Source organism: Oceanibaculum sp. (assembly GCF_022449305.1).
GTDB lineage: Bacteria > Pseudomonadota > Alphaproteobacteria > Oceanibaculales > Oceanibaculaceae > Oceanibaculum > Oceanibaculum indicum.
Genome location: NZ_JAKUSO010000002.1, coordinates 142803 through 165195, shown reverse-complemented (window position 1 = coordinate 165195; position 22393 = coordinate 142803). Strand labels below are relative to the sequence as shown.

The window sequence follows — 22393 nt, the reverse complement described above, 5'->3', positions numbered from 1 at the left end:
CGCCCGCCCGGACCAGATCGTATGTGGTGACGGATGATGCCATTTACTCAGACCGTCATTCCCGGGCTTGTCCCGGGAATCCAGGGTTCAGTTTGCTCAGGCAGTCATCCAGCTAGCGGAGGCCTGGCCCCCCGCAACAAGTGCGGGGGTGACGTATGGAGGATGTAGGGCGGTTCGTGCGTATTAGTTTCGTGCGTACTTGTCCGGTACTGCGCTTAGCGCTTTTGTTTGCCCGCCTGTGCCAGCGCGTGGGTCACCACCTTCTTCATCACGGTCGGCAGCGCGTGCTCGCCCAGCCGGTCGAGCGGCACCCAGGCGCCGTCGGTGACCTTCTGCTCTGCGACAGAGGCGGCGGCCACCGCCAGTTCCAGATGGAAATGGGTGAAGGTATGGCGCACCAGCCCAGGCAGCAGCCGCCATTCGCCCTTTACCGGCGCGTCCGCTTCAGCCAGCGCGATATCGGCTTCGGTCCAGTCCGTGGAGGGTACCTCCATCATGCCGCCCAGCAGCCCGCTTTCGGGTCGGCGGCGCAGCAGCACAGACCCGCCGGGCGTCACCGCCCAGAAGGCGATGCCGCGCCGGGTCGGCTTCTGTTTCTTCGGGCTCTTGCGCGGCAGGTCGGCGGCGATGCCCAGTTGCCGGGCGTCGCAGGGTTCGTGCCAGGGGCAGGCCATGCATTTCGGGCTGCGCGGGGTGCAGATGGTGGCGCCCAAATCCATCACCGCCTGCGCATGATCGCCGGGCCGCCGGTCCGGGGTCAGTGCGGCGGCGAGGCCGCGCAGGATCGGCTTGGCGTCGGGCAGCGGTGTTTCCACCGCGTGCAGCCGGGCGAAGACACGCTCGAAATTGCCGTCCGCCGGGGTGGCCTTGCGGTCGAAGGCTATGGCGGCAATGGCGGCGGCTGTATAGGCGCCGATGCCGGGCAGCGTCAGCAATTCCGCCTCGGTGTCGGGGAAGACCCCGCCATGGCGTCCGGCGACCGCCTGCGCGCATTTGTGCAGATTGCGGGCGCGGGCGTAATAGCCCAGCCCCTGCCAGGCATGCAGGACCGCATCCAGATCGGCGGCGGCCAGGTCCTCCACCGTCGGCCACAGCTCCAGGAACCGCCGGAAATAGGGGCCGACCGTTGCTACGGTGGTCTGTTGCAGCATGATCTCGCTGAGCCAGACATGGTAGGGGTCGGCGCGCTCCCCCGGTTCCGCCCGCCAGGGCAGGCGGCGGCGGTGCCGGTCATACCAGTCCAGCAGCAGGCGGTTCAGCTCTTGCGGGGCGATGGGAGGGGCGGCCATGCAATTCGGTTCGGGTCGGGCGGCGGTTTGCGGCTAGACTATAGGCGCCTGCTTCCCATATGCCAGTCACATGACGAAACGCAAAACCCAGCCTGAGCCCGGAGTGAGTGCGCCAGGGGAGAGCGCACCACCAGCGGCGGTGCGGCACCGGCGCCTGTCCTCGGTGGCGGCCCCGGTGCGCGGCCTCGCCAAGAAGCTGCTGGGCGGCAAGGCGGCGGTCGAGGCCTCGGTCATGCTGGACTGGCCCGCCATCGTCGGGACGGAGATCGCGGAGCGCTGCCAGCCGCGCAAGCTGGCGCGCGGGCGCGGGGCCAATGCCGGGGCGGCGACGCTGCATCTGACGGTGGATGCGCCTTTCGCGCTGGAAATCCAGTACAGCGCGGCGCAGATCGTGGAACGGGTGAACCGCTATCTGGGCTATCCGGCGGTGGCCCGGCTGGCGCTGCATCAGGGCGAGCTGCTGCGCGAGGAAAAGCCCCGGCTGCCGCAGATTCCGCCGCTGGCAGCGCCGACCCGCCAGCAGCTGGACCAGGATATTTCGGGCATCGCCGATGACGGGCTGCGCCAGGCGCTGGACAGGCTCGGCCAGGCGGTGCTGGCGAAACCGGGCCCGGACCGGCGTTAGCCCCGGAAAGGCACCCGCAAATTCGCCATATTGGCGGGGCGGATTCGAATCTTGCACCGGCTGGTGGTGGCCGGTATTCTCAACTCAACATCTTGCGTGTCGGAGGCGATTTTGAAGCGAATTGCACAAATTGTAGTGGGCGCCGTGCTGCTGACCTGGAGCGTGGCGGCGAGTGCCCAGCAATCGCTGGAGACCATGCTGAAGGACCGTGTCCTCGGCAATCCGGAGGCGAGCGTGGAGATTCTCGAATTCTCCTCGCTGACCTGCCCGCACTGCGCGCAGTTCCACCGGGAAATCCTGGGCGAGGTGAAAAAGGCTTTCATCGACACCGGCAAGGTGAAGCTGACCTACCGCGACTTCCCGCTGGACGGGCTGGCGCTGCGCGCCTCCATGCTGGCGCGCTGCGCGCCGGAGGACCGGTATTTCGCCTATCTGGAGACGCTGTTCCACAACCAGAACGCCTGGAGCCGCGCCGCTGATCCGATTGGCGCGCTGGGGCAGATCGCCCGGCTGGGCGGCATGAGCAAGGAACGCTTCGAGGCCTGCATGGCCGACGAGAAGCTGGCCGATGGCGTGCTGCAGATCCGGCTGGACGGTCAGAACGCTTACAACATCCAGTCCACGCCGACCTTCATCGTCCGGGTGAATGGCGAGCAGAAGGCGGTCATCAGCGGGGCGCAGCCCTTCGCCGAGTTCGAGAAGGTGCTGAAACCGCTGGTCGGCGGCTCCTGACGGGAGCAGCCGGCGATATCATCCGGGGAATGGGGCATCGGTGCAGTTCAGGAAAATCCGCCTTACGGGATTTAAATCCTTCGTCGATCCGACCGAACTGCTGATCGAGCCGGGCCTCACCGGAATCGTTGGTCCCAATGGCTGCGGCAAGTCCAACCTTGTCGAGGCGCTGCGCTGGGTAATGGGGGAAACCTCCGCCCGGCAGATGCGCGGTGGGGAGATGAACGACGTCATCTTCGGCGGCACTTCCAGCCGCTCGCCGCGCAACATTGCCGAGGTTTCGGTTCATCTCGACAACAGCCAGCGCCGCGCCCCGGTCGGTTTCAACGACCATCTGGAAATCGAGATCAGTCGCCGCATCGAGCGCGACAAGGGCTCGGCCTACCGGCTGAACGGCAAGGAGGTGCGCGCCCGCGACGTGCAGCTGCTGTTTGCTGACGCCTCGACCGGTGCACGCTCCCCCGGCCTCGTCAGCCAGGGCAAGGTCGGCGCCATCATCAACGCCAAGCCGGCTGACCGCCGCATGCTGCTGGAAGAAGCGGCCGGCATCATCGGCCTGCATTCAAGGCGTCACGAGGCGGAGCTGCGGCTGCGCGCGGCGGAGGGCAACCTCGCCCGGCTGGAAGATGTGCTGAAGACGATGGACAGCCAGCTGCAGGCGCTGAAGCGGCAGTCGCGCCAGGCTGGCCGCTACCGCAACCTCTCCGACCATATCCGCCGCGCCGAGGCGATCCTGTTGCATCTGCGCTGGCAGCAGGCGCTGGCGGAACGCGAGACGGTGCTGGCCCGGCTGCGCGAAGCCGAACGTACGGTCGCCAAGCTGACTGGCGAGGTCTCGGAAGCCTCCCGCCTCGCATCGGAGGCGCAGGAGAAGCTGCCCGGCCTGCGGCAGGCGGAGGCCGAGGCCGGGGCGCAGTTCCAGCATCTGACGATCAAGAAGACCGAGCTGGACGCGGAAGAGCGCCGGATCGCCGACGCCAAGGCGCTGGCCGAACAGCGGCTGCGCCAGCTCGACAGCGATGCCGGGCGCGAGGCCGCGCTGGCCGGCGATGCCCGCGCCGCGCTGGACCGGCTGGCGGCGGAGGCGGAGGCGCTGGAGGCGGCGCGCGCCGGCGAGGCCGATGCGCTGGATGGCGCACAGCGCGCGCTGGACGCAGCCTTCGCCGATGCCGAGGAGGCGGAGGCCGCGCTGAACGTGCTGACCCAGGCCATCGCCGCCGACGAGGCACGACGCACCCAGCAGCAGCGCCAGATCGCCGCCCTGCAGGAGCGGCTTTCCCGGCTGGAGCGGCAGGAGGCGGAGATCGCCGAGCAGCGCCGCCGGCTGGAGGCGGAAAGCGACCTGGCGGGGGAGGCGGCCCGGCTGGCCGAGTCCTTCGCTGCCGCCGAAGCAGCGCTTGAGGCGGCCCGCATAGCCGCCGGTGAGGCCGAATCCGGTGTCGCGGCGGCGCAGGGCGAAACCGCGAAGCGGCAGGCTGCCGTCGCCGAGATTCAGCAGGCGGAGCGCACCGCGCGTACCGCGCGCCAGCAGGCGGAACAGGCGGCGGGCAAGCTGCGGGCGGAAGTGGCTGGTTTGCAGGCCGCCCTCACCGACCGGCAGGACGAGAAGGCTCCGGTGCTGGCAAAGCTGTCGGCGCAGCCGGGCTATGAGGCGGCGCTGGGTGCCGCGCTGGGCGAGGATCTGGATGCGTCGCTTGGCGGGGCCGGGCAGCGCCGCTGGGAGGAACTGCCGCCGCTGGATGCCGCGCCGGCTCTGCCGGCGGGGGCGGAGCCGCTGTCTGGTTTCGTCACCGCCCCTGCGGCGCTGGCGCGGCGGCTGTCGCAGATCGGTGTGGTTGCGGACGAGGCGGCGGCACTCACCCTGCGCGACGCACTGAAACCGGGGCAGCGGCTGGTGGACCGCGCGGGTGGGCTGTGGCGCTGGGACGGGTTCACCGTCGCTGCCGGGGCGCCGAGCGCCGCCGCGGCCCGGCTGCGCCAGAAGAACCGGCTGGTGGCGCTGGAAGCCGATCTGGCCAAAGCGGAAGCCGAACTGGCGCGGTTGGCCGAGGCGCATGGGGCGACGGAACAGGCGGTGCGCGCGGCTGAGGCGGACGTGCAGCAGGCGCGGCAGGGCGAGGCCGCTGCCCGGCAGGCCGAGGCGCAGGCCCGCAGCGCTGAGCGCGAGGCCTTCACCCGGCTGAACGGGCTGCGCGAGCAGGAATCCCGTCTGGCGCAGAAGCGGTCAGCGCTGGAATCGCGGCAGGCCGCCCTTGCCGCCTCGCTGGAGCGGCTGGCAGCGGAGAAGGCGGAGGCCGGGGAGCAGCGCGTGGCTGCCGAAGCCGCACTGGCGGAGATCGGCGATCTGGCCGAACGCCGGCAGCAGGCCGATGCAGGACGCGCCCTGCTGGCCGAGAAACGCACGGCGGTGGTCGAGGCGCGTAGCCGCCATGACGCGCTGAAGCGCGAGGCGGACTCGCGGCGCCAGCGGCTGGCCGCCATCGCCGACGAACGCCGGTCCTGGGACGGGCGGGCGAAGGGCGCGGCGCAGCGCATAGCCGAGATCGAGGCACGCCAGGCGGAGGAACGCAGCGCCATCGCCGGCTATGAGAAGCGGCCGGCGGAGATCGCCGAACAGCGCGCCATTCTGGTCGCCGGCATTGCCGATGCCGACCGGCGGCGCAAGGCGGCGGCAGTGGCGCTGGCCGAGGCGGAATCGGCATCCTCCGAGACGCAGCGCCTGCTGCGCGCGCTGGAGGCCAGCCTGGGCGAGGCGCGCGAGGACCGGGTGCGTGCCGAGGCGGCGGTCGAGCAGGCCAGCCAGGCGCGGCAGGTGCTGATCGACCGGGTGAATGAACGGCTGGACTGCCGGCCTGATCAGGCGCTGGCGGCAGGCGGCATCGACCCTGCGGAAGAACTGCCGGACGAGGCGGAGGTGGAGCAGCGGCTTGAAAGGCTGAGCCGCGAGCGCGACGGCATGGGACCGGTCAATCTGCGCGCCGAGCAGGAGGCCGGCGAGGTCGAGACCCAGGTCGAGACGCTGCAGCAGGAGCGTACCGACCTGATCCAGGCCATCGCCAAGCTGCGCCAGGCCATCGGCGCGCTGAACCGCGAGGGGCGGGAACGGCTGCTCGCCTCCTTCGGCAAGGTGAATGCCTATTTCGAGGAGCTGTTCGTACGGCTGTTCGGCGGTGGCCGCGCCTATCTGGAGCTGGTGGAATCCGACGATCCGCTGGAGGCCGGCCTGCAGATCATGGCCAGCCCGCCGGGCAAGAAGCTGCAGGCGCTGTCGCTGCTGTCCGGCGGCGAGCAGGCGCTGACCGCGCTGGCACTGATCTTCGCCGTGTTCCTGACCAACCCGTCGCCGATCTGCGTGCTGGACGAGGTTGACGCCCCGCTGGACGACAGCAATGTGGACCGGTTCTGCCAGCTGCTGGACCATATCGCGGCGGAAACCGGCACCCGGTTCCTGGTCGTCACCCATCACCGCCTGACCATGACGCGGATGGACCGGCTGTTCGGCGTCACCATGGCGGAACGTGGCATCAGCCAGCTGGTCTCGGTCGATCTCAGCGGCGCGGAAAAGCTGCGGGCCATTGCCTGATCGCGCTGCCGGAAAGAGGCGGAATTCCGCGCCTCCGGGGCTGCCCGATTCCTGCCTTGACAGGGTGGGGGGCAGTCCTTATGGTCCGCGTCGCGCTGACGGCGCTATCGCCGGAAGCCTTGGGTTCGTGTGTTCATCTTGACTGATCGTGAGCCGGAAAAAACGTCCCTGCGGGACATCGCCGAACGCCTGAACCAGGCGCGGGGCACGCAGGGCGGAAAGAAGGAACGGTCGGGGGGCGCCGGGTCGCTGAACTCGTCTTTCGGGACGGGTTTGCGGATCGGGGTTGAGATGGTCTCCGCACTCGCTGTCGGGCTCGGCATTGGCTGGTTGCTCGATGCGTGGCTGGACACGAAGCCATGGCTGATGGTGGTGTTTTTCTTTCTGGGGGCGGGGGCCGGCGTGATGAACGTCTACCGCGCCATCATGGGGATCGGGCTGGCGCCGGGCTACAGGAAGCCAACGGCAAAGGCCCGGGACGAAGACGGAACCGACCTCGACGCTTAACCGCACGGAACGGGGCAAGCCTTGGCCAGCAGTCCTCTCGAACAGTTTCAGATCAAGCCGCTGCTTCCCATTGAGGTTGGCGGTCTCGATCTTTCCTACACCCAGTCCTCGCTGGTGATGACCATTGCCGTCGTCCTGGTGACCGGGTTCCTGACGCTCGCCGTCCGCGGCCGCGGCATGGTGCCGACGCGCCTGCAGTCGATGGCTGAGCTGTCCTATGAATTCATCGCCGGGATGATCCGCGACAGCGTGGGGTCGGAGGGGCGCAAGTACTTCCCCTTCGTGTTCTCGATCTTCATGTTCATCCTGCTCGGCAACCTGCTGGGCATGATCCCCTACAGCTTCACCTTCACCAGCCACATCATCGTCACCTTCGCGCTGGCCTTCGCCGTGTTCGTGATCGTGACCCTGATCGGCCTGGTGCGTCACAAGCTGCATTTCTTCAGCTTCTTCTTCCCGGAAGGCGCGCCGATCTACATGGCGCCGATCCTGATCCCGATTGAGGTGCTGTCCTACCTGGCGCGCCCGGTCAGCCTGTCGATCCGCCTGTTCGCCAACATGATGGCCGGCCACACCATGATGAAGGTGTTCGCCATGTTCACCATCGCGCTGGGCGTGTTCGGCGTGGCGCCGCTCGCGATCAATGTGGCGCTGACTGCCTTCGAAATTCTGGTCGCCGTGCTGCAGGCCTACGTCTTCACGATCCTGACGTGCCTGTATCTGCGCGATGCGATCCACCTGCATTAGCCGCTGATCCAGCGTCGCTAATAGTAATCTTGTTCCACCTAACCTAGAGGACCGAAACGATGGAACTCGAAGCCGCCAAGATGATCGGTGCTGGCCTGGCCGTGATCGCCCTGATGGGTGTCGGCGTCGGTATCGGCAATATCTTCTCGACCCTGATCGCCTCGATCGCCCGTAACCCGGCTGCCCGCTCGGAAGTGTTTCCGATCGGCATTCTGGGCTTCGCGCTGACGGAAGCGATTGCGCTGTTCGCGCTGCTGATCGCCTTCCTCATCCTGTTCGCCTGATCCTTCGGGTCCGGTTTCCGGCCGGGGCGGTTCGCCCTCCCGGCCGGGTCCACGGAAGCGGCGGCTCCGGCTGCCGCTGTCCGTACCAGAGGAACCAGGCAGGATTGCCAAAGGCAGGATTGCGATGACAAGCCTCCGATCCCTCATGGCTGTTGGCGCCGGTAGTGCCGGTCTCGCCGTGTCCAGTGCTTCGGCCCTGGCCGCGGAAGGCGGCGGTGCGGGCTTGCCGCAGCTCGATCCCAGCACTTTCGCGACCCAGATTTTCTGGCTCGCGGTGACCTTCATCGTGCTCTATCTGCTGATGTCGCGCGTGGCGCTGCCGCGTGTGCGTGACGTCCTGGAAGAGCGCGAGCGCCGCATCACCGACGACCTGGAGAAAACCCAGCGTCTGAAGGAAGAGGCGGAAACCGTGCTGGCCGAATACGAGAAGGCGCTGGCCGATGCCCGCGCCAGCGCGCAGGCGCTGTTCGCCGAGGCCGCCGAGAAGGCCAATGCGGAAGCCGCCAAGCGTCAGCAGGACATGTCGCAGAAGCTGGCCAAGCAGCTTGAAAAGGCGGAAAGCCGTGTTCAGGCCGCGAAGACCGAAGCGCTGGACAATATCCGCCAGGTCGCCACGGATGTGGCGCGCGATGCGGCGGCCCGGCTGATCGGTGGCGATGTCGGCGAGGACGATGCCGCCAAGGCCGTCACGGCCGCCATGAAAGACGCAGGCTAAGGGGGCGGTCATGCTGCAGGACACCAATTTCTGGGTTGCCGTCTCCTTCGTGATCTTCGTCGCGCTGGCCTACAAGCCGGCGATGCGGCAGATCGGCGGCGCCCTCGATGGCCGGGCGGAGCGTATCCGCCAGCAGATCGAGGAAGCGCAGCAGCTGCGCGAGGACGCCCAGGCGCTGCTCGCCTCCTACAAGCGCAAGCAGCGTGACGCGTTGCAGGAGGCCGAGGAGATCGTGGCGCATGCCCGCGAGGAATCGAAGCGCCAGCAGCAGCAGGCCGAGGCTGACCTCGAAGCGCTGCTGAAGCGGCGTGAGGCGCAGGCGCTGGAGAAGATCGCCCAGGCCGAAGCCAAGGCGCTGCAGGAAGTCCGCGAGAAGGCGGTTGATGTCGCCATCGCGGCGACCCGACGCCTGCTGGACGAGAAGCTGGATGCCAAGGCCTCCAACGCGCTGATCGACAACGCCATCGACGAGCTGCCCGGCAAGCTGCACTAAGCGGAGCTGCCGTCAGACCAGAGTTTGGGAACCCCCGGCCCGCGCCGGGGGTTTTCTTATGACCGTGGCCCCAAGATCATGGGGCGCTATACTGCATCGCGGTTGGGAGGAAAGAGATGAAACGTGTCCTGATCGGGCTGATGGCCCTTTTGATTGGCGCGGCTGCGCTGGGTGGACCGTCGCGCGCCCAAAGCGTCGCCGATACCGTTTTCAGCGAGGTCGAGCGCCGGATGATCCTGGAATATTTCGGCCATCCCACAGGCGGGAAAGGCGTGCCGCCGGGACTGGCAAAAAAAGGTGGCCTGCCGCCCGGGCTGGCGAAGCAGGGCAAGCTTCCGCCCGGTATCGCGAAGCAGGCGCTGCCCTCGGACCTGCTGCGCCGATTGCCGGCTGCGCGGCCGGGTACGGAACGGGTGATCGTGGATAATGATGTGGTGCTGATCGCCGCCGCGACCGGGATTATACTAGATGTGCTGATCGACGCCGCGAAACGGCGCTGAGGCGAACGCGCAGGAACAGGCATGGGCATCGATCCCTACAAGCGGCGGCAGCAGCGCCTGGACGCCAAACGCGGCGTGAAGCGGGTGGACGAGGATGCCGAGGAGGGCATGCCCGGCCTGCCGCGCATCAGCCGCAGCGGCAAGTTCCTGCTAACCGCCAGCATCATCGCCGCCATCGCGACCATCGGCGCGGTGTTCTGGGACCGCGAATCGGTGAAGCGCGCCGATACCGCTGACCCCGACAACGCCGCTCAGGTGCAGCTGGGGCGGGCGGTCTATTTCGGCCATTGCGCCTATTGCCATGGCGATGCGCTGGAAGGTAAGCCGGGCTGGCAGCAGACCTTCCCGCAGGGCGGCAGGCCGCCGACCCCGCTGGATGCCGACGGGCCGTCCCCGCTGCGCAGCGACCAGGCGCTGTTCGAGATTGTGAAGTATGGCGGCCAGCCCTACTCGCCGCGCGGTTACCGCAACGATATGCCGGGCTATGAGCACCGGCTGGACGATGCCGAGATCTGGGCCGTCATCGCCTATGTGCAGAAGCAGTGGCCCGATGCGGTGCGCGAAGAGCGCCGGGATCTGAATCGCTAGCGCCAGGCGATGCGCGGCACCGGCGCGAGGCGTGCCGGCCCGATATAGAGGAAGCCATCCTGCACGGTCACCGGGGCGTTCAGTGTCGGCCGGCCATCGCTGCCCGGCTTTTCCAGCAGGCCGAAGGCGACAGCGGCAATGCTGGCATCCTGCGGCCGGACCCAGCCCATAGCGACCAGCCTCTGCAACAGCGGCCCATGGCCGGACAGGGTGGCGCTCAACGCGCCGACCGGCTGCAAGGCCGGGTCCAGCGCCAGCGTGCCGGAGGCATCGAGGCTGAGCGGCGCCCAGTCGAGCGACAGGCTTTCGATTTCCAGCGTGCCTCCTGCGTCCCGCCAGGCGGCAAGCCGCGTCCTGTCCGGCGGGGTGGGCAGCGCACCCATGAGTGTGGCCCGGAAGGACAGGTCGGCCGGCCCTTCGACCGGCAGCGCCTGGCGGCTGGCGATGGCTAGCCCGCTGAGGTCAGCCTCGACGAACAGGCCGGGGTCGGTGTGGCCGCGCGGCGCTTCCTCCGGCAGCCGGGCGGCAAGGCGCAGCGTTTCCGCCGTCGCGCCCTGCAGGCCAGCTCCCGGCGCCAGTGCCAGCCGGGACAGGGTGGCATCCGCTTCGGCGATGCGTCCGGAACCGTCCAGACTGAGTGTTCCCTCCGCCCGGTCGAAGGCAAGTTCGCGCCCGTTCAGCAGGGCCGCCTGCTTGCCGTCGCTGGTGAAGGCAATCTTATGCAGTTGCCAGGGCAGCGCCTCCAGCGTCAGGCTTTCGGCCTGCCAGGACCAGGCATTGCCGCCGCGTTCCTGGATCAGGCGCGGGGCGCTGAGGCGGGCGCGGAACTGCAGCGGGAAACCATCAAATGTCAGCTCGCGCCAGCCGGCCTCCACCCCCTGCGCCCGCTGCTGCTCGGCCCAGCGCTCGATGCCCTGCTCCAGCCGGTAGGCCATCAGGTGCCAGTAGGCGGCATAGGCGGTGCCCAGGATGACGAGAAAGGCGGCGATGAGGAAGGAACGGCTGGGCATGGATCATCCGGGTTCGTGGCGGGTTGGTGGCGGGACTGGTGGCAGATGGGCCCAAGGGCGGTGGCTGGCATGCCGGACAGGCTATTCCGGCAGGCTGTTGCATTCCATATAGTGGCGCACAGCATGCGCAACGATGATTTCCTTCACTCTCCGCTGTTCCGCTCCGCCGACCCCGAGGGCCGGGCACACCGCCTGTTCGACTATCGGGGGGCGGGTCAAGGCGATGCCTGGGTGTTCGGCTATGGCTCGCTGATGTGGGACCCGGGTTTCCCCCATAGCGCGGCGGGGCCGGCACGGCGGCAGGGCTCTCACCGGCGCTGCTGCGTCTATGCCTACCGCCAGCGCGGGACGCCGGAAAAGCCGGGGCTGGGGCTGGGGCTGGACCGGGGCGGGGCGTGCAACGGCATCGCCTACCGGGTGGCTGCGTCGGACCTTGCCGATATCTCGACCTATCTGTGGCATCGGGAGATGGGCAATGGCGTCTATCGCGCCGGGCCGCGGCGGCTGCTGGCGGGCGGCACCGGCATCCAGGCGTTGTGCTTCGTCGCCAACCCAGGCAACCCGCACTATGCCGGCCATCTCGACCGGCTGCAGGTGGCCTCCATCGTGGCCAGCGCCATTGGCGGGCGCGGGGCCTGCCGGGAGTATTTCCTGAACACGCTGGAGCGGTTGCGCGCGATGGGGTTGCGCGACCGCTCGCTGTTGGCGGTGGGGCGGCTGGTCGCGGCGCTGGATGCGGGGCAGGTGGCGGCGCCTGTGCTGCCGCCGGCCCGCCCAGATCCCGATCACTTCTAGTCGATGCTGAAATCGCTGCCGAGGTGGAACAGGCAGTCGCCGCGCTCGGTGCGGCCGGGGATGCGCTTGCACACCACCACGCCGGATTCCTCGAAGCAGACCTCGGCCGGCTCCTTCCACGGCGTCTCCGGGAAGTGGATCAGGGCGGCGGGCTGGCCCTTAACCACCTCGTCGCCGAGATTGACCAGCGGCTCCCACAGCCCATCCTCGCTGGCATAGACGAACCAGGCCTGGCTCGGCGCGCGGGTCAGGCGCACCGGCAGCTCCTCGGACAGTTCCTTCGCCGGATTCTTCAGGCTGCCGATATGGGCCAGCACGCGGCGGACGCCGCGCTTGGCGATCTTCAGGATGTCCGGCGTCACCGTGCCGCTGCCGCCCATCTCCGTCAGGATCGAGATCACGCCCTGGCGCGCGGCAGCGGCGGTCGAGGTGCGATCCTCCGTGCCCGGCGGGAACATGAAGCCGATGGGCGCGCCGAACACTTTCATCAGGTCATAGACCTTGTGGCTTTCCTCCGGCGTGCGGCCCTGGCGCCCGACCACGGTCGGCAGGTAATGCAGCGAGGAACCGCCGGAATGCAGATCGACCATGTAGTCGCAATCGGCCAGCAGCACCGATTCGATGTAGTGCGCGATGATCGGCGTCGGCGTGCCGTCGGCATTGCCGGGGAAGGAACGGTTCAGGTTGCCCTCGTCGATGGGCGAGGTGCGCAGGCCGGCATGGGCGGCCGGATAGTTCGCCATCGGCAGGATGATGATGCGGCCCTTGATATCCTCGGGCTGGAGCGTGCGGGCAAGGTCGCACAGCGTGACCTGGCCTTCATATTCGTCGCCATGATTGCCCGACATCAGCAGCACGCGCGGGCCATCGCCATTCTTGATGCAGACCACCGGGATCGGCAGCCAGCCATAGGCGGAGCGATGCACCGAATGCGGCAGCCGCAGGAAGCCGGTCTGCTTGCCGTCCCTGGAAAAATCGACGGTCGTGGAAATGCGGCTGGGGCGGGGGGCGGCACTGCTTGTCATGGCGGGTTCCTTCGGCCTCCGGGAGAGCGGAGAAGAATTTAGGATAGTAATACCAACAGCCTGTCTGGTTAAGCAGATTGGGTCGCGCAGGTACTGAGGTAGGCTGGAAATCGGTCTATGACGTTCCGATGAAATTCTGCTGTTGGAAAGTCCTAATTTTTGCCGAAATTGCATAGGTGACGTGTGTTGACATCACATCGTAACCCCTGCTTTGATCCCCGGTCTCAACGGCAATCCTATAAAACAGCTGACTCTAATTCAGGCGATCATTTGCCGTTGTCTATATTTTGGGTTCCAAGGAGGCTTTTTCAGTATGCAACGACGATATCTTTCCACTGCGGCGCTTGCCGCGGTGCTGTCCGCCGGTCTGATGGCGGGCCCGGCTGACGCCAAGGAGCTGCGCTGGGCGTTCCAGACCGACACCACGTCCCTCGATCCGATGGGTCACAACGTCACCTTCACCTTCTCCGTGCTGGGCAATGTCTATGAAGGCCTGGTGCGCCGCGGCGCCGATCTGGAGATCGAGCCGGCCCTGGCCGAGAAGTGGGAAATCGTCGAGCCGACGCGCTGGCGCTTCCATCTGCGCAAGGGCGTGAAGTTCCACAACGGCAACGACTTCAATGCCGATGACGTGATCTTCAGCTACCAGCGCATCAACAATCCGGACTCCAACGTCCGCGACCGCGTTGCCGGCGTGACGGAAGTCGTCAAGGTTGACGATTACACGGTTGATTTCGTGACCGAGGTGCCGAACCCCATCCTGATCTCCCAGTGGGAGAGCTTCTTCATGATGGACAAGGAATGGTCCGAGGCCAATGGCGCGACCGTTCCGACCAACACCACCAAGGGCATCGAGAGCTATGCCGGCCAGCACGCCAATGGCACTGGCCCGTTCAAGATCACCGAGCGCACCGTCGATGTGCGCACCGTGTTCGTGCCGAATACCGAGTGGTGGGACAAGGCGACGCATAACCTGACCAAGGTCACCATGACCCCGATCACCCAGTCGGCGACGCGCGTTGCGGCGCTGCTGTCTGGCGAGATCGACATGATGTATCCGGCCCCGCTGCAGGATATCGACAGGATCAACAACAACCAGGGCACCAGCGTCATCAGCGGCCCTGAGCTGCGCACCATCTTCCTGGGCATGGACCAGTTCCGCGACAAGGCGCTGGGCACCAACACCGACAAGAACCCGTTCAAGGATGCGCGGGTGCGCAAGGCGGTCTATCAGGCGATCGATATCGAGCTGATCAAGAAGCGCATCATGCGCGGCCTGGCCGACCCGACCTCGATCATGATCTCGCCGAAGCTGTTCGCCCTGTCCGATCAGGTTTCGCGCTGGCCGTACGATCCCGAGGCGTCCAAGAAGCTGCTGGCCGAGGCCGGCTATCCGGACGGTTTCGAGACCCGCATGGACTGCCCGAACGACCGCTATGTGAACGATGCGCAGATATGCCAGGCGATCACCGCCATGCTGGCGCGCGTCGGCATCAAGCTGAACATGCGGGCCTATCCGAAGGCACAGTTCTTCGCCGACATCAACCGTGGCAAGCAGGACTTCGCGATCTACCTGCTGGGCTGGACCCCGTCCAGCTTCGACAGCCACAATGTCTATTACAACCTGATGTCCACCTGGAACGAGAAGACCGGCCAGGGCCGCGTCAACTATGGCGATTTCAGCGATCCGCGGATCGACGAGATCACCAAGCTGATCCTGACCGAGACCGACCAGGCCAAGCGTGACAAGCTGATCCTTGAGGGCTACCAGATCGTCAAGGAGCAGGCTTACTACATCCCGCTGCACCAGCAGGCCGTCGTCTGGGCGGCGCGCGACACTATCGAGCTGAAGCAGCGCGCGGACAACCAGTTCCACTTCCGTCATGTGACGGTGAAGTAAGACTGGGTAATTGAAGCGGGAGTGTCCCAACCGGGGCACTCCCGTTCCCTTTTGTTCCGGGTGCAGCGATGTGCCCGCTCGTTTCGAGATTGAAGACGCCAGATGCTTAAATTCATCGCCGGACGGCTGATGCAGTCCGTGTTCGTGATGCTCTTCGTCGGCGCGATCGCCTTCACGCTGTTCCAGTTCGTGGGCGACCCGATCAACCAGATGGTCGGCGAAGACGCAACCCAGGCCGAGCGCGAGGAATTGCGCGAACGGCTGGGCCTCAACGATCCGCTGATCGTCCAGTTCGGCCGTTTTGCCGCCAATGCGGCGACCGGCGATTTCGGCTTTTCCTATCAGCACAAACGCCCGGTCATCGACCTGATCGCGGAGCGGCTGCCGGCAACGCTGGAGCTGGCGGGCCTGTCCATCATCCTGGCGCTGCTGGTCGGCATCCCGATGGGCGTCTATACCGGCCTGCACCGCTATGGCGTGCTGTCCAAGATATTCATGACGCTGTCGCTGATCGGCGTCTCGTTGCCGACCTTCCTGATCGGCATCCTGTTCATCTACCTGTTCTCGGTCATTCTCGGCTGGCTGCCCTCCTTCGGGCGCGGCGAGGTGGTCGATCTCGGCTGGTGGACCACCGGCTTCCTGACGCTGTCGGGCTGGAAGGCGGTCATCCTGCCGGCGGTCACGCTGGCGCTGTTCCAGATGACGCTGGTGATGCGCCTGGTGCGTGCCGAGATGCTGGAGGTGATGCGCACTGACTACATCAAGTTCGCGCGCGCCCGCGGCATCGCCAACCGGGCAGTCCAGTTCCGCCATGCGCTGAAGAACACGCTGGTGCCGGTGATCACCATCATCGGTTTGCAGCTGGGCACGGTGATCGCCTTCGCCATCATCACCGAGACGGTGTTCCAGTGGCCGGGCATGGGGCGGCTGTTCCTGCAGGGCATCCAGTCCGTCGATATCCCCATCATGTCGGCCTACCTGGTGATGATCGCCTTCTTCTTCGTGGTCATTAACCTGATCGTCGATATTCTCTATTACGTGGTCGATCCGCGCCTGCGCATCGACAGTGCGAAGGGTGCCAACTGATGAGCGGCGCGATGACGAACAAGGGCGACAAGCCCGTGGCGCGATTCGGCGATGGCGTGAAGCGCGCGCTGGACAGCGACATCTTCCACAGTTTCCTGAAATCGCCGGTGACCATCGTCGCCAGCATCGTCACGCTGGTGATGATCCTGGCCTCGGTCTTCGCCCCGCTGGTGGCGCCGCACGATCCGTTCGACGTGGCGACGCTGAACCTGCTGGACTCCGAGCTGCCACCCTTCTGGGAGGCCGATGGCGATGCCCGCTACCTGCTGGGCACCGACAATCTGGGCCGCGACGTGTTCTCCACCATCCTCTATGGCAGCCGGGTGTCGCTGCTGGTCGGCTTCACCAGTGTCGTGCTGTCGATGGTGCTGGGCATCGCGCTGGGCCTCGTCGCCGGCTACAAGGGCGGCCTGATCGACGCCTTCATCATGCGCGTGGCGGAAATCCAGCTGTCCTTCCCGACCATCCTGGTGGCGCTGCTGATCAACGGCATCATGCGCGGCCTGCTGCCGCCGGCGCAGCATGCGGAGCTGACGATCCTGGTGCTGGTGCTGTCCATCGGCCTGTCCAACTGGGTGCAGTTCGCGCGTACCGTGCGCGCCTCGACGCTGGTCGAGCGCAACAAGGAATATGTGCTGGCCGCCCGGCTGATCGGCGTGAAGCCGTTCTTCGTCATGCTGCGCCATGTGCTGCCGAACGTGATGGGGCCGATCCTGGTCATCGCCACGCTGGGCCTCGCCGGTGCCGTGCTGACCGAGGCGACCCTGTCCTTCCTGGGTGTCGGCGTACCGCCGACCGAACCGTCGCTGGGCACGCTGATCAATGTCGGCAGCGACTATCTGTTCTCCGGCGCGTGGTGTATCACTATCTTCCCCGGTGCCGCGCTCGCCATCCTGGTGCTGGCCGTGAATCTGGTCGGCGACTGGCTGCGTGATGCTCTCAACCCGAAGCTGAGGTAAGAACGATGGCGCTTCTCAACATCAAGGGCATGCGCATCGAGTTTCCCTCGCGGCGCGGGACGGTCGAGGCGGTGAAGGGCATCGACCTTGAAGTGAATGGCGGCGAGATCGTCGGCGTGGTCGGCGAATCCGGTGCCGGCAAATCGACCATCGGCAATGCCGTGATTGGCCTGCTGGAAGCACCGGGACGCATGACCGGCGGCGAGGTCGAGCTGCATGGCGAGCGGATCGACAACAAGCCGTTCCAGGCGATGCAGAAGATCCGCGGCCGCAAGATCGGCATGATCTTCCAGGACCCGCTGACCAGCCTGAACCCGCTGTTCACCGTCGGTCAGCAGCTGGTCGAGACGGTCCGCACCCATCTTGACATGAGCGAGGATCAGGCGCGCAAGCGGGCCATCGAGATGCTGGAGGAGGTCGGTATCGACGATGCGGAAAACCGCGTCGATCAGTATCCGCACCAGTTCTCCGGCGGCATGCGGCAGCGCGTCGTCATCGCGCTGGCACTGTGCGCCGAGCCGGAGATGGTGATTGCCGACGAGCCGACGACGGCGCTCGACGTGTCGATCCAGGCGCAGATCCTCGATCTGATCCGCAAGCTCTGCAAGGAGCGTAATGTCGGCGTCATCATCATCACCCACGATATGGGCGTGATCGCCGAGATCACCGACCGGGTGGCGGTGATGTATCGCGGCAAGATCGTGGAGCTGGGCGAGACCGCGCAGGTGCTGGGGCGCCCCGAGCATCCCTACACCAAGAGCCTGATGGCCGCCGTGCCGCGCTCTGACGTGAAGCTGGACCGGTTCCCGCGCGTCTCCTATTCCGACGGCGAGGTGAAGCAGCACCAGCATATCGACATCCAGTCGCACTGGCTGGGCAAGGCGCAGGCCAAGACCTCGGAGAATACCGGCCCGCTGGTCCGCTGCGAGAACCTCACCATGCGGTTCACCAGCCGCTATTCGGTGATCCCGTCCTGGCGCAAATACTTCACCGCCGTCGATAACGTCTCCTTCGACATCAAGCGCGGCGAAATCTTCGGCGTGGTCGGCGAGAGCGGCAGCGGCAAGTCCACCGTCGCGCGGATGATCGCCGGCCTCTACACGCCCAGCGCCGGCACGATCTATTTCGACGACACGGCGGTCAGCACGCTGAAGACCGACAAGGAGCTGGACCCGTTCCGCCGGCAGATCCAGATGATCTTCCAGGATCCCTATTCCTCGCTCAATCCGCGCATGCGGGTGTTCGACGTGATCGCCGAGCCGATCCGCCATCACCGTCTGGCGGAGAGCAAGGAGCAGGTGACCCAGATCGTGGAAGACCTGCTGGAACATGTGGAGCTGGGCCGCGCGGCGGCCTGGAAGTACCCGCACGAATTCTCCGGCGGGCAGCGCCAGCGCATCTCCATCGCGCGCGCGCTGGCAACCCGGCCGCGCTTCCTGATCTGCGACGAGCCGACCTCGGCGCTCGACGTGTCGATCCAGGCACAGATCCTGAACCTGCTGAAGGATCTGCAGCAGGAACTCGGTCTGACCATGCTGTTCATCAGCCATGACCTGCCGGTGATCCGCCAGATGTGCGACCGCGTGGCGGTCATGCAGAACGGCAAGATCATGGAGATCGCGGAGACCGAGACGCTGTTCACCGCACCGCAGAACCCCTACACCCAGCGGCTGCTGCAGCTGATGCCGACGATGAATTTCGACGTCGCGGTCTGATGTCCGTTCTCTGCACGCGGCCCTATGCTCCCGCCCCTCTCCCCTTGCGGGAGAGGGTGGTGAGCGTCAGTGAACCGGGTGAGGGACGGCTCAGCCTGTGCGGTTACCCCTCACCCAGCCTCGCCTAATTCGCTCTCGCTCATAAGGCTCGGCAACCCTCTCCCGCAAGGGGAGAGGGAAGAGATTTACGGTGCCATTTCTTTGGTCGTCATTCCCGGGCTTGTCCCGGGAATCCAGGGTTCAGCCTGCACGGGCGGGCATCCAGTAAGCTGAGGTCTGGACCCCCGCAATAAATGCGGGGGTGACGGTCTGAAGTAGATTGCCCGGTCCGAACCTCTCGAAGGGCATTACGGTTTCCCGTCTATTCCGCACGCGCCCTGCCGACCGCACAAAGAAAAACGCCCGGTGCTCAGCACCGGGCGTTTTCTTGTTGGGTGCCTGTTCCGCTTAGCGGAACAGGACGACCACGCGGCGGTTGCGCTGCTCGCGCACGCCATCGGCGGTCGGCACGGCGAGGTCGCCCTCGCCCTGGCCGCTGGCGGTGATCCGGCTGACCGGAATACCGTCGGCGATCAGCGCGTCACGAACCGCCTGGGCGCGGCGCAGCGACAGGCGCATGTTGTAGTCGGACGGGCCGGCGGCGTCGGCATGGCCAACGACGGCGATCGGCGCCTTCTCGTTGCGCGCGGCGTCGGCGGCGGTGCGCACGATGCGCAGGCCCTCAGCCGACAGGTTTGCGCTGTCGAAGGCGAAATAGACCGTGTACGGGCCAGCCGGGGCCGGCGTGCCGGTCGGGGCCGGAGCAGCGGCCTTCGGCGGGTTCATGCCCGCATCGACCTTCTCCATCGCGTCCATGAAGCCCTTGCGGCAGGCGGCGATATGGTCGAACTGCCAGTTCTCCTCCTGCTGCTCGACCCAGCAGTCGAACATGGCCTGCGCGCGCGCGGCATCGGCCGGCAGCTTGGTGCGGGCGCTGCCGTCCAGCGCGGTCACCAGGCGCTGGCGGGCGGTGGTCAGCTCGCCCACCTTGTCGGCGGGGACATTCCAGTCGCCGATCTGCTCGGGCAGAACCAGCTGGTTGTTCGCGGCGGCAAGACCCTTCTTCGACCAGGTCACCGAATCGGGCCAGTCATACATCTTGTCGGCTTCGTACACCGCCAGCTCGCGATATTCGTTGGTCAGCGCAACATTGAAGGGCGACGCGCCGGTCGGCTGCGCGGTGCGGACATGGTCGATGTTCGCGGTGCCGCAGGCGGCAACCAGCAGGGCGGTGGCCCCTGCGAACAGGAATTTCATGGATGAATGGAAGGCCATTGGGGGTTCCTTTCTTGTCTTGCGGCGCACGCGAAAGCACGGGGATATCGCCCGCTCCGCGCGTCATTGTCTTTGCGGCATGACGCCTGTCTCGTCAAAGCTCCGATGCAGCTTATCACGATACCTCTTGCAACACTATGAACCCGCGAGGGCGGGGTAAAGTTCCCAGCCAATTCAGCCGATGCTGATGGGTCAGTCGAGCGTGATGATTTTGCCACTGCCGGCAGCCCCGGCATCGGCCGGATCGTGCGTCACCAGCAGCACCGGAAGGCCGCGCCGCCGCGCATGATCGAACACGAAGGCGCGGAAGCGTTCGCGCAGGGCCGCATCCAGCTTACCGAAGGGTTCGTCCAGCAGCAGCAGGCAAGCGTCCGACAGCAGCGTGCGCATCAGCGCCGCGCGGGCGCGCTGTCCGCCCGACAGGGTGGCCGGGTCGCGGCTGGCGAACCCGGCGAGGTCGGCCTCTTCCAGCGCCTGGTCGATGCGCGCCCGGCGTTCGGCCCGGCCACGCACCGATGGCGGCAGGCCGAAGGCCAGATTCTCGCCGACCGACAGATGCGGGAACAAGAGGTCGTCCTGGAACAGGATGCCGATGCGCCGCTGTTCGGGTGGCAGGGCCAGGATATCCCCGCCATCCACCAGCACCGTCCCTTCGGCGGTGAAGGCGGGCGGCAGCATGCCGCACAGATGGGCCAGCAGACTTGATTTGCCGGAGCCGCTCGGCCCCATGATCGTGGCAATCTCGCCCGGACCGACGGCAAGGTCGAGCGGTCCGATCAGCCGGCTGCCGTTCAGATGCAGGGTAACGCCTCTCAAATCCAGCCGGTAGCCGCTCATCCGATTCTCCTGAGGCCCGCCCGGTGGCGATAGAGCCACGCCGGCAGCAGCAGCGCCAGCAGGAAACCCAGGAAGGGCAGGCCGCCCTGCGCGAAGGCGAAGACGGCGACCACCCGCCGGTCGGCCCCGGCGGACAGGCTGACTGCCTCCGTCGTCAGCGTGGCATAGCGCCCGGCCCCGGCGAACAGGGTTGGCAGATACTGGCTGACAGAGACGGCAAATCCGATGGCGGTGGCGATCAGGATCGGTCGCAGCAGGATCGGCAGCTTCACCCGCCAGAACACGCGCACCGGACTTGCGCCGAGGCAGCGTGCCGTGCGCTCGTAGCGCGCATCGAGCGCGCGGTAGGGGTCGGCCAGCGCCAGATAGACATAGGGCAGCACGAACAGCAGATGGCTCCAGACCAGTGCTGCCGCGCTGCCATCGAGACGGGCGACGACCAGCAGCACCTGCACGCCGAACAGGAACCCGACCTGCGGCACCAGCAGCGGCAGATAGAGCAGCCACAGCCCGCGCTGACTGAGCGCCCGGCCGCGCCGCTGCTCATGCTCCAGGCAGGCCAGCACCAGCGCCAGCGCGATCAGCGTTGCGGCGAGGCCGGCCCACAGCGTGGTCCAGAAGGGCAGGGCCAGCGCCTCGCCTTGCCGCATCCAGGTCGACAGGCCGATGCTCTGCGGCAGGGCGTCGGGATAGCGCCAGCGCCCGGCCAGCGTCCACAGGCCCAGCCCCAGCAGCGACAGCAGCGACAGGGCCAGCGCCACCCCGCCGCCCACGCCGGCGGCAAGGCGCAGGCCGCCGCCGCCGCCACCACGCGATCCGCCGGCGATCCAGCCCCGGCCCAGCGCGCCGGCCAGCGCCTCGATGCCGCGCGTGAGGCCGATGGCGAGCGCCCCCACCAGGCACAGCAGCACCGCCCCGGCGGCGGCGGGGCCGCGCATGGCGAGGTCTGGATCGTTGAACCAGCGCAGCAGCTGCACCGCCAGCGGCGGCGGCGTGCCGGGCGCCAGCACAATGGCCATATCGACATTGGACAGCGCATAGGCCAGCACCGCATAGAGCGGCAGCCTGATCTGCCGCTGCACCAGCGGCAGAACGGATTTCAGCCAGCCGGTGACCGGGCCGTAGCCCAGCGTGCGCGACACCGCCATCAGCCGGTCGCTTGGCACCTGATTGAGCGCCGCCAGGATCATCAGCAGCAGGAAGGGTGTCTCCTTCAGCATCAACGCCATGGTCAGCGCCAGCGCATGCGGGTCTGCGACGGTGGCGAAGCCGGGCGGCGTCTCCCAGCCGGTCAGCCAGGGCGAGATCAGCCGCGCGATCCAGCCGCTGGGCGCGATCAGGAAGGCAAAGCCGATGGCAAGGGCGGCGTGCGGCACCGCCAGCAGCGGCGCCAGCGTGACTCGCAGCCGGGCGAACCATGCACGGTCATGGAAGGCGGCGCACAGCCCGACGGCGAGCGCGTAGGACAGGGCGGCGGACAGCAGCCCGCTGGTCAGCGTGAGCGTCAGCGCGGTGCCGAGGCCCGGCGCCCCGGCCAGCATCTGCCAGGGATCGAGCGGTGAGAGGTCCATGCCGAGCACCGGCAGATGCCCAAAGGCCGGCAGCAGCGTGCCGGCCAGCCCGGCGGCGATCGGGCCGAGGAACAGCAGCAGGGTCAGCGGCGGAATGAGGCGCAGCATCCGGGGGGAC

Annotated in this window: 21 protein-coding genes; 15 read left to right on the top strand and 6 right to left on the bottom strand. The window is 67.0% G+C overall.

Going from position 1 to position 22393, the window contains the following annotated elements; all coding sequences use genetic code 11:
• Positions 1-215: 215 nt before the first annotated feature.
• A complete protein-coding gene (gene mutY / locus MK313_RS01230) occupies positions 216-1289 on the bottom strand; it encodes an A/G-specific adenine glycosylase (protein WP_287779722.1) in 1074 nt (357 codons plus the stop codon).
• Positions 1290-1392: 103 nt separating this feature from the next.
• On the opposite strand from mutY, the gene MK313_RS01225 reads away from it, so the two are divergent.
• From MK313_RS01225 to MK313_RS01180, 10 genes are all read left to right on the top strand, one after another.
• A complete protein-coding gene (locus MK313_RS01225; RefSeq protein ID WP_287779720.1) occupies positions 1393-1914 on the top strand; it encodes a DUF721 domain-containing protein in 522 nt (173 codons plus the stop codon).
• Between the two features lie 144 nt (positions 1915-2058).
• Positions 2059-2646, top strand: a complete 588-nt coding sequence (locus tag MK313_RS01220) for a DsbA family protein (protein ID WP_287779717.1) — start codon at positions 2059-2061, stop codon at positions 2644-2646.
• 40 nt (positions 2647-2686) lie between these two features.
• On the top strand, positions 2687-6229 hold the full coding sequence (locus tag MK313_RS01215; RefSeq protein WP_287779714.1) for an AAA family ATPase: 3543 nt from the start codon (positions 2687-2689) through the stop codon (positions 6227-6229).
• 129 nt (positions 6230-6358) lie between these two features.
• The gene (locus tag MK313_RS01210; protein ID WP_008945928.1) at positions 6359-6736 is read left to right on the top strand and encodes an AtpZ/AtpI family protein; all 378 of its coding nucleotides are present in this window, start codon (positions 6359-6361) and stop codon (positions 6734-6736) included.
• Between the two features lie 21 nt (positions 6737-6757).
• Positions 6758-7483, top strand: a complete 726-nt coding sequence (locus tag MK313_RS01205; RefSeq protein ID WP_287779708.1) for a F0F1 ATP synthase subunit A — start codon at positions 6758-6760, stop codon at positions 7481-7483.
• Between the two features lie 59 nt (positions 7484-7542).
• Positions 7543-7767 carry an ATP synthase subunit C family protein gene (locus tag MK313_RS01200; RefSeq protein ID WP_008945930.1) on the top strand — a complete coding sequence of 75 codons (225 nt, stop codon included), beginning with the start codon at positions 7543-7545 and terminating at the stop codon, positions 7765-7767.
• Between the two features lie 124 nt (positions 7768-7891).
• Positions 7892-8482 (top strand): F0F1 ATP synthase subunit B', encoded by a 591-nt coding sequence (locus MK313_RS01195; RefSeq protein WP_287779704.1) that lies wholly within the window; start codon positions 7892-7894, stop codon positions 8480-8482.
• A 10-nt stretch (positions 8483-8492) separates the two neighbouring features.
• Positions 8493-8975: a hypothetical protein gene (locus tag MK313_RS01190; protein ID WP_008945932.1), complete on the top strand. Its 483-nt coding sequence runs from the start codon at positions 8493-8495 to the stop codon at positions 8973-8975.
• 116 nt (positions 8976-9091) lie between these two features.
• Complete coding sequence (locus MK313_RS01185) at positions 9092-9475, top strand: hypothetical protein (protein ID WP_287779700.1); 384 nt, start codon at positions 9092-9094, stop codon at positions 9473-9475.
• Positions 9476-9496: 21 nt separating this feature from the next.
• Positions 9497-10063, top strand: coding sequence for a c-type cytochrome (locus MK313_RS01180; RefSeq protein ID WP_287779698.1), 567 nt, complete (start codon positions 9497-9499; stop codon positions 10061-10063).
• On the opposite strand, the gene MK313_RS01175 is transcribed toward MK313_RS01180, so the two are convergent.
• Positions 10060-11073, bottom strand: a complete 1014-nt coding sequence (locus tag MK313_RS01175; protein WP_287779696.1) for a DUF2125 domain-containing protein — start codon at positions 11071-11073, stop codon at positions 10060-10062. The two genes, MK313_RS01180 and MK313_RS01175, sit on opposite strands and share 4 nt — an antisense overlap.
• A gap of 123 nt (positions 11074-11196) precedes the next feature.
• On the opposite strand from MK313_RS01175, the gene MK313_RS01170 reads away from it, so the two are divergent.
• The gene (locus MK313_RS01170; protein WP_287779693.1) at positions 11197-11868 is read left to right on the top strand and encodes a gamma-glutamylcyclotransferase; all 672 of its coding nucleotides are present in this window, start codon (positions 11197-11199) and stop codon (positions 11866-11868) included.
• Here the strand turns inward: MK313_RS01170 and MK313_RS01165 are convergent.
• Entirely contained in the window at positions 11865-12893 is a 1029-nt protein-coding gene (locus MK313_RS01165) for a succinylglutamate desuccinylase/aspartoacylase family protein (RefSeq protein ID WP_287779690.1), read from the bottom strand. The two genes, MK313_RS01170 and MK313_RS01165, sit on opposite strands and share 4 nt — an antisense overlap.
• Positions 12894-13206: 313 nt before the next feature.
• Here MK313_RS01165 and MK313_RS01160 point away from each other — a divergent pair, with 313 nt between their 5' ends.
• The 4 genes from MK313_RS01160 to MK313_RS01145 all read left to right on the top strand — a co-directional run bounded on the left by MK313_RS01160 (position 13207) and on the right by MK313_RS01145 (position 18553).
• On the top strand, positions 13207-14793 hold the full coding sequence (locus tag MK313_RS01160; protein WP_121220048.1) for an ABC transporter substrate-binding protein: 1587 nt from the start codon (positions 13207-13209) through the stop codon (positions 14791-14793).
• A 102-nt stretch (positions 14794-14895) separates the two neighbouring features.
• On the top strand, positions 14896-15879 hold the full coding sequence (locus MK313_RS01155; RefSeq protein ID WP_121220050.1) for an ABC transporter permease: 984 nt from the start codon (positions 14896-14898) through the stop codon (positions 15877-15879).
• Entirely contained in the window at positions 15879-16838 is a 960-nt protein-coding gene (locus MK313_RS01150) for an ABC transporter permease (RefSeq protein WP_287779685.1), read from the top strand. The genes MK313_RS01155 and MK313_RS01150 overlap by 1 nt, the downstream gene beginning before the upstream one ends.
• Before the next feature lie 5 nt (positions 16839-16843).
• Positions 16844-18553, top strand: a complete 1710-nt coding sequence (locus tag MK313_RS01145; RefSeq protein WP_008945940.1) for an ABC transporter ATP-binding protein — start codon at positions 16844-16846, stop codon at positions 18551-18553.
• Positions 18554-19000: 447 nt separating this feature from the next.
• On the opposite strand, the gene MK313_RS01140 is transcribed toward MK313_RS01145, so the two are convergent.
• From MK313_RS01140 to MK313_RS01130, 3 genes are all read right to left on the bottom strand, one after another.
• Complete coding sequence (locus tag MK313_RS01140; RefSeq protein WP_287779683.1) at positions 19001-19867, bottom strand: OmpA family protein; 867 nt, start codon at positions 19865-19867, stop codon at positions 19001-19003.
• A gap of 192 nt (positions 19868-20059) precedes the next feature.
• Positions 20060-20704 carry an ATP-binding cassette domain-containing protein gene (locus MK313_RS01135; RefSeq protein WP_287779680.1) on the bottom strand — a complete coding sequence of 215 codons (645 nt, stop codon included), beginning with the start codon at positions 20702-20704 and terminating at the stop codon, positions 20060-20062.
• Entirely contained in the window at positions 20701-22383 is a 1683-nt protein-coding gene (locus MK313_RS01130) for an ABC transporter permease (protein ID WP_287779678.1), read from the bottom strand. Before MK313_RS01130 ends, MK313_RS01135 begins: the two co-directional genes overlap by 4 nt.
• Between the last annotated feature and the right edge of the window lie 10 nt (positions 22384-22393).

What these genes read in the sequence shown, in the direction of transcription:
- mutY (WP_287779722.1), bottom strand. Translation starts at nt 1,289, where the DNA reads ATGGCCGCCCCTCCCATCGCCCCGCAAGAGCTGAACCGCCTGCTGCTG.
- MK313_RS01200 (WP_008945930.1), top strand. Translation starts at nt 7,543, where the DNA reads ATGGAACTCGAAGCCGCCAAGATGATCGGTGCTGGCCTGGCCGTGATC.
- MK313_RS01195 (WP_287779704.1), top strand. Translation starts at nt 7,892, where the DNA reads ATGACAAGCCTCCGATCCCTCATGGCTGTTGGCGCCGGTAGTGCCGGT.
- MK313_RS01190 (WP_008945932.1), top strand. Translation starts at nt 8,493, where the DNA reads ATGCTGCAGGACACCAATTTCTGGGTTGCCGTCTCCTTCGTGATCTTC.
- MK313_RS01185 (WP_287779700.1), top strand. Translation starts at nt 9,092, where the DNA reads ATGAAACGTGTCCTGATCGGGCTGATGGCCCTTTTGATTGGCGCGGCT.
- MK313_RS01180 (WP_287779698.1), top strand. Translation starts at nt 9,497, where the DNA reads ATGGGCATCGATCCCTACAAGCGGCGGCAGCAGCGCCTGGACGCCAAA.
- MK313_RS01175 (WP_287779696.1), bottom strand. Translation starts at nt 11,073, where the DNA reads ATGCCCAGCCGTTCCTTCCTCATCGCCGCCTTTCTCGTCATCCTGGGC.
- MK313_RS01170 (WP_287779693.1), top strand. Translation starts at nt 11,197, where the DNA reads ATGCGCAACGATGATTTCCTTCACTCTCCGCTGTTCCGCTCCGCCGAC.
- MK313_RS01165 (WP_287779690.1), bottom strand. Translation starts at nt 12,893, where the DNA reads ATGACAAGCAGTGCCGCCCCCCGCCCCAGCCGCATTTCCACGACCGTC.
- MK313_RS01160 (WP_121220048.1), top strand. Translation starts at nt 13,207, where the DNA reads ATGCAACGACGATATCTTTCCACTGCGGCGCTTGCCGCGGTGCTGTCC.
- MK313_RS01155 (WP_121220050.1), top strand. Translation starts at nt 14,896, where the DNA reads ATGCTTAAATTCATCGCCGGACGGCTGATGCAGTCCGTGTTCGTGATG.
- MK313_RS01150 (WP_287779685.1), top strand. Translation starts at nt 15,879, where the DNA reads ATGAGCGGCGCGATGACGAACAAGGGCGACAAGCCCGTGGCGCGATTC.
- MK313_RS01145 (WP_008945940.1), top strand. Translation starts at nt 16,844, where the DNA reads ATGGCGCTTCTCAACATCAAGGGCATGCGCATCGAGTTTCCCTCGCGG.
- MK313_RS01140 (WP_287779683.1), bottom strand. Translation starts at nt 19,867, where the DNA reads ATGGCCTTCCATTCATCCATGAAATTCCTGTTCGCAGGGGCCACCGCC.
- MK313_RS01135 (WP_287779680.1), bottom strand. Translation starts at nt 20,704, where the DNA reads ATGAGCGGCTACCGGCTGGATTTGAGAGGCGTTACCCTGCATCTGAAC.
- MK313_RS01130 (WP_287779678.1), bottom strand. Translation starts at nt 22,383, where the DNA reads ATGCTGCGCCTCATTCCGCCGCTGACCCTGCTGCTGTTCCTCGGCCCG.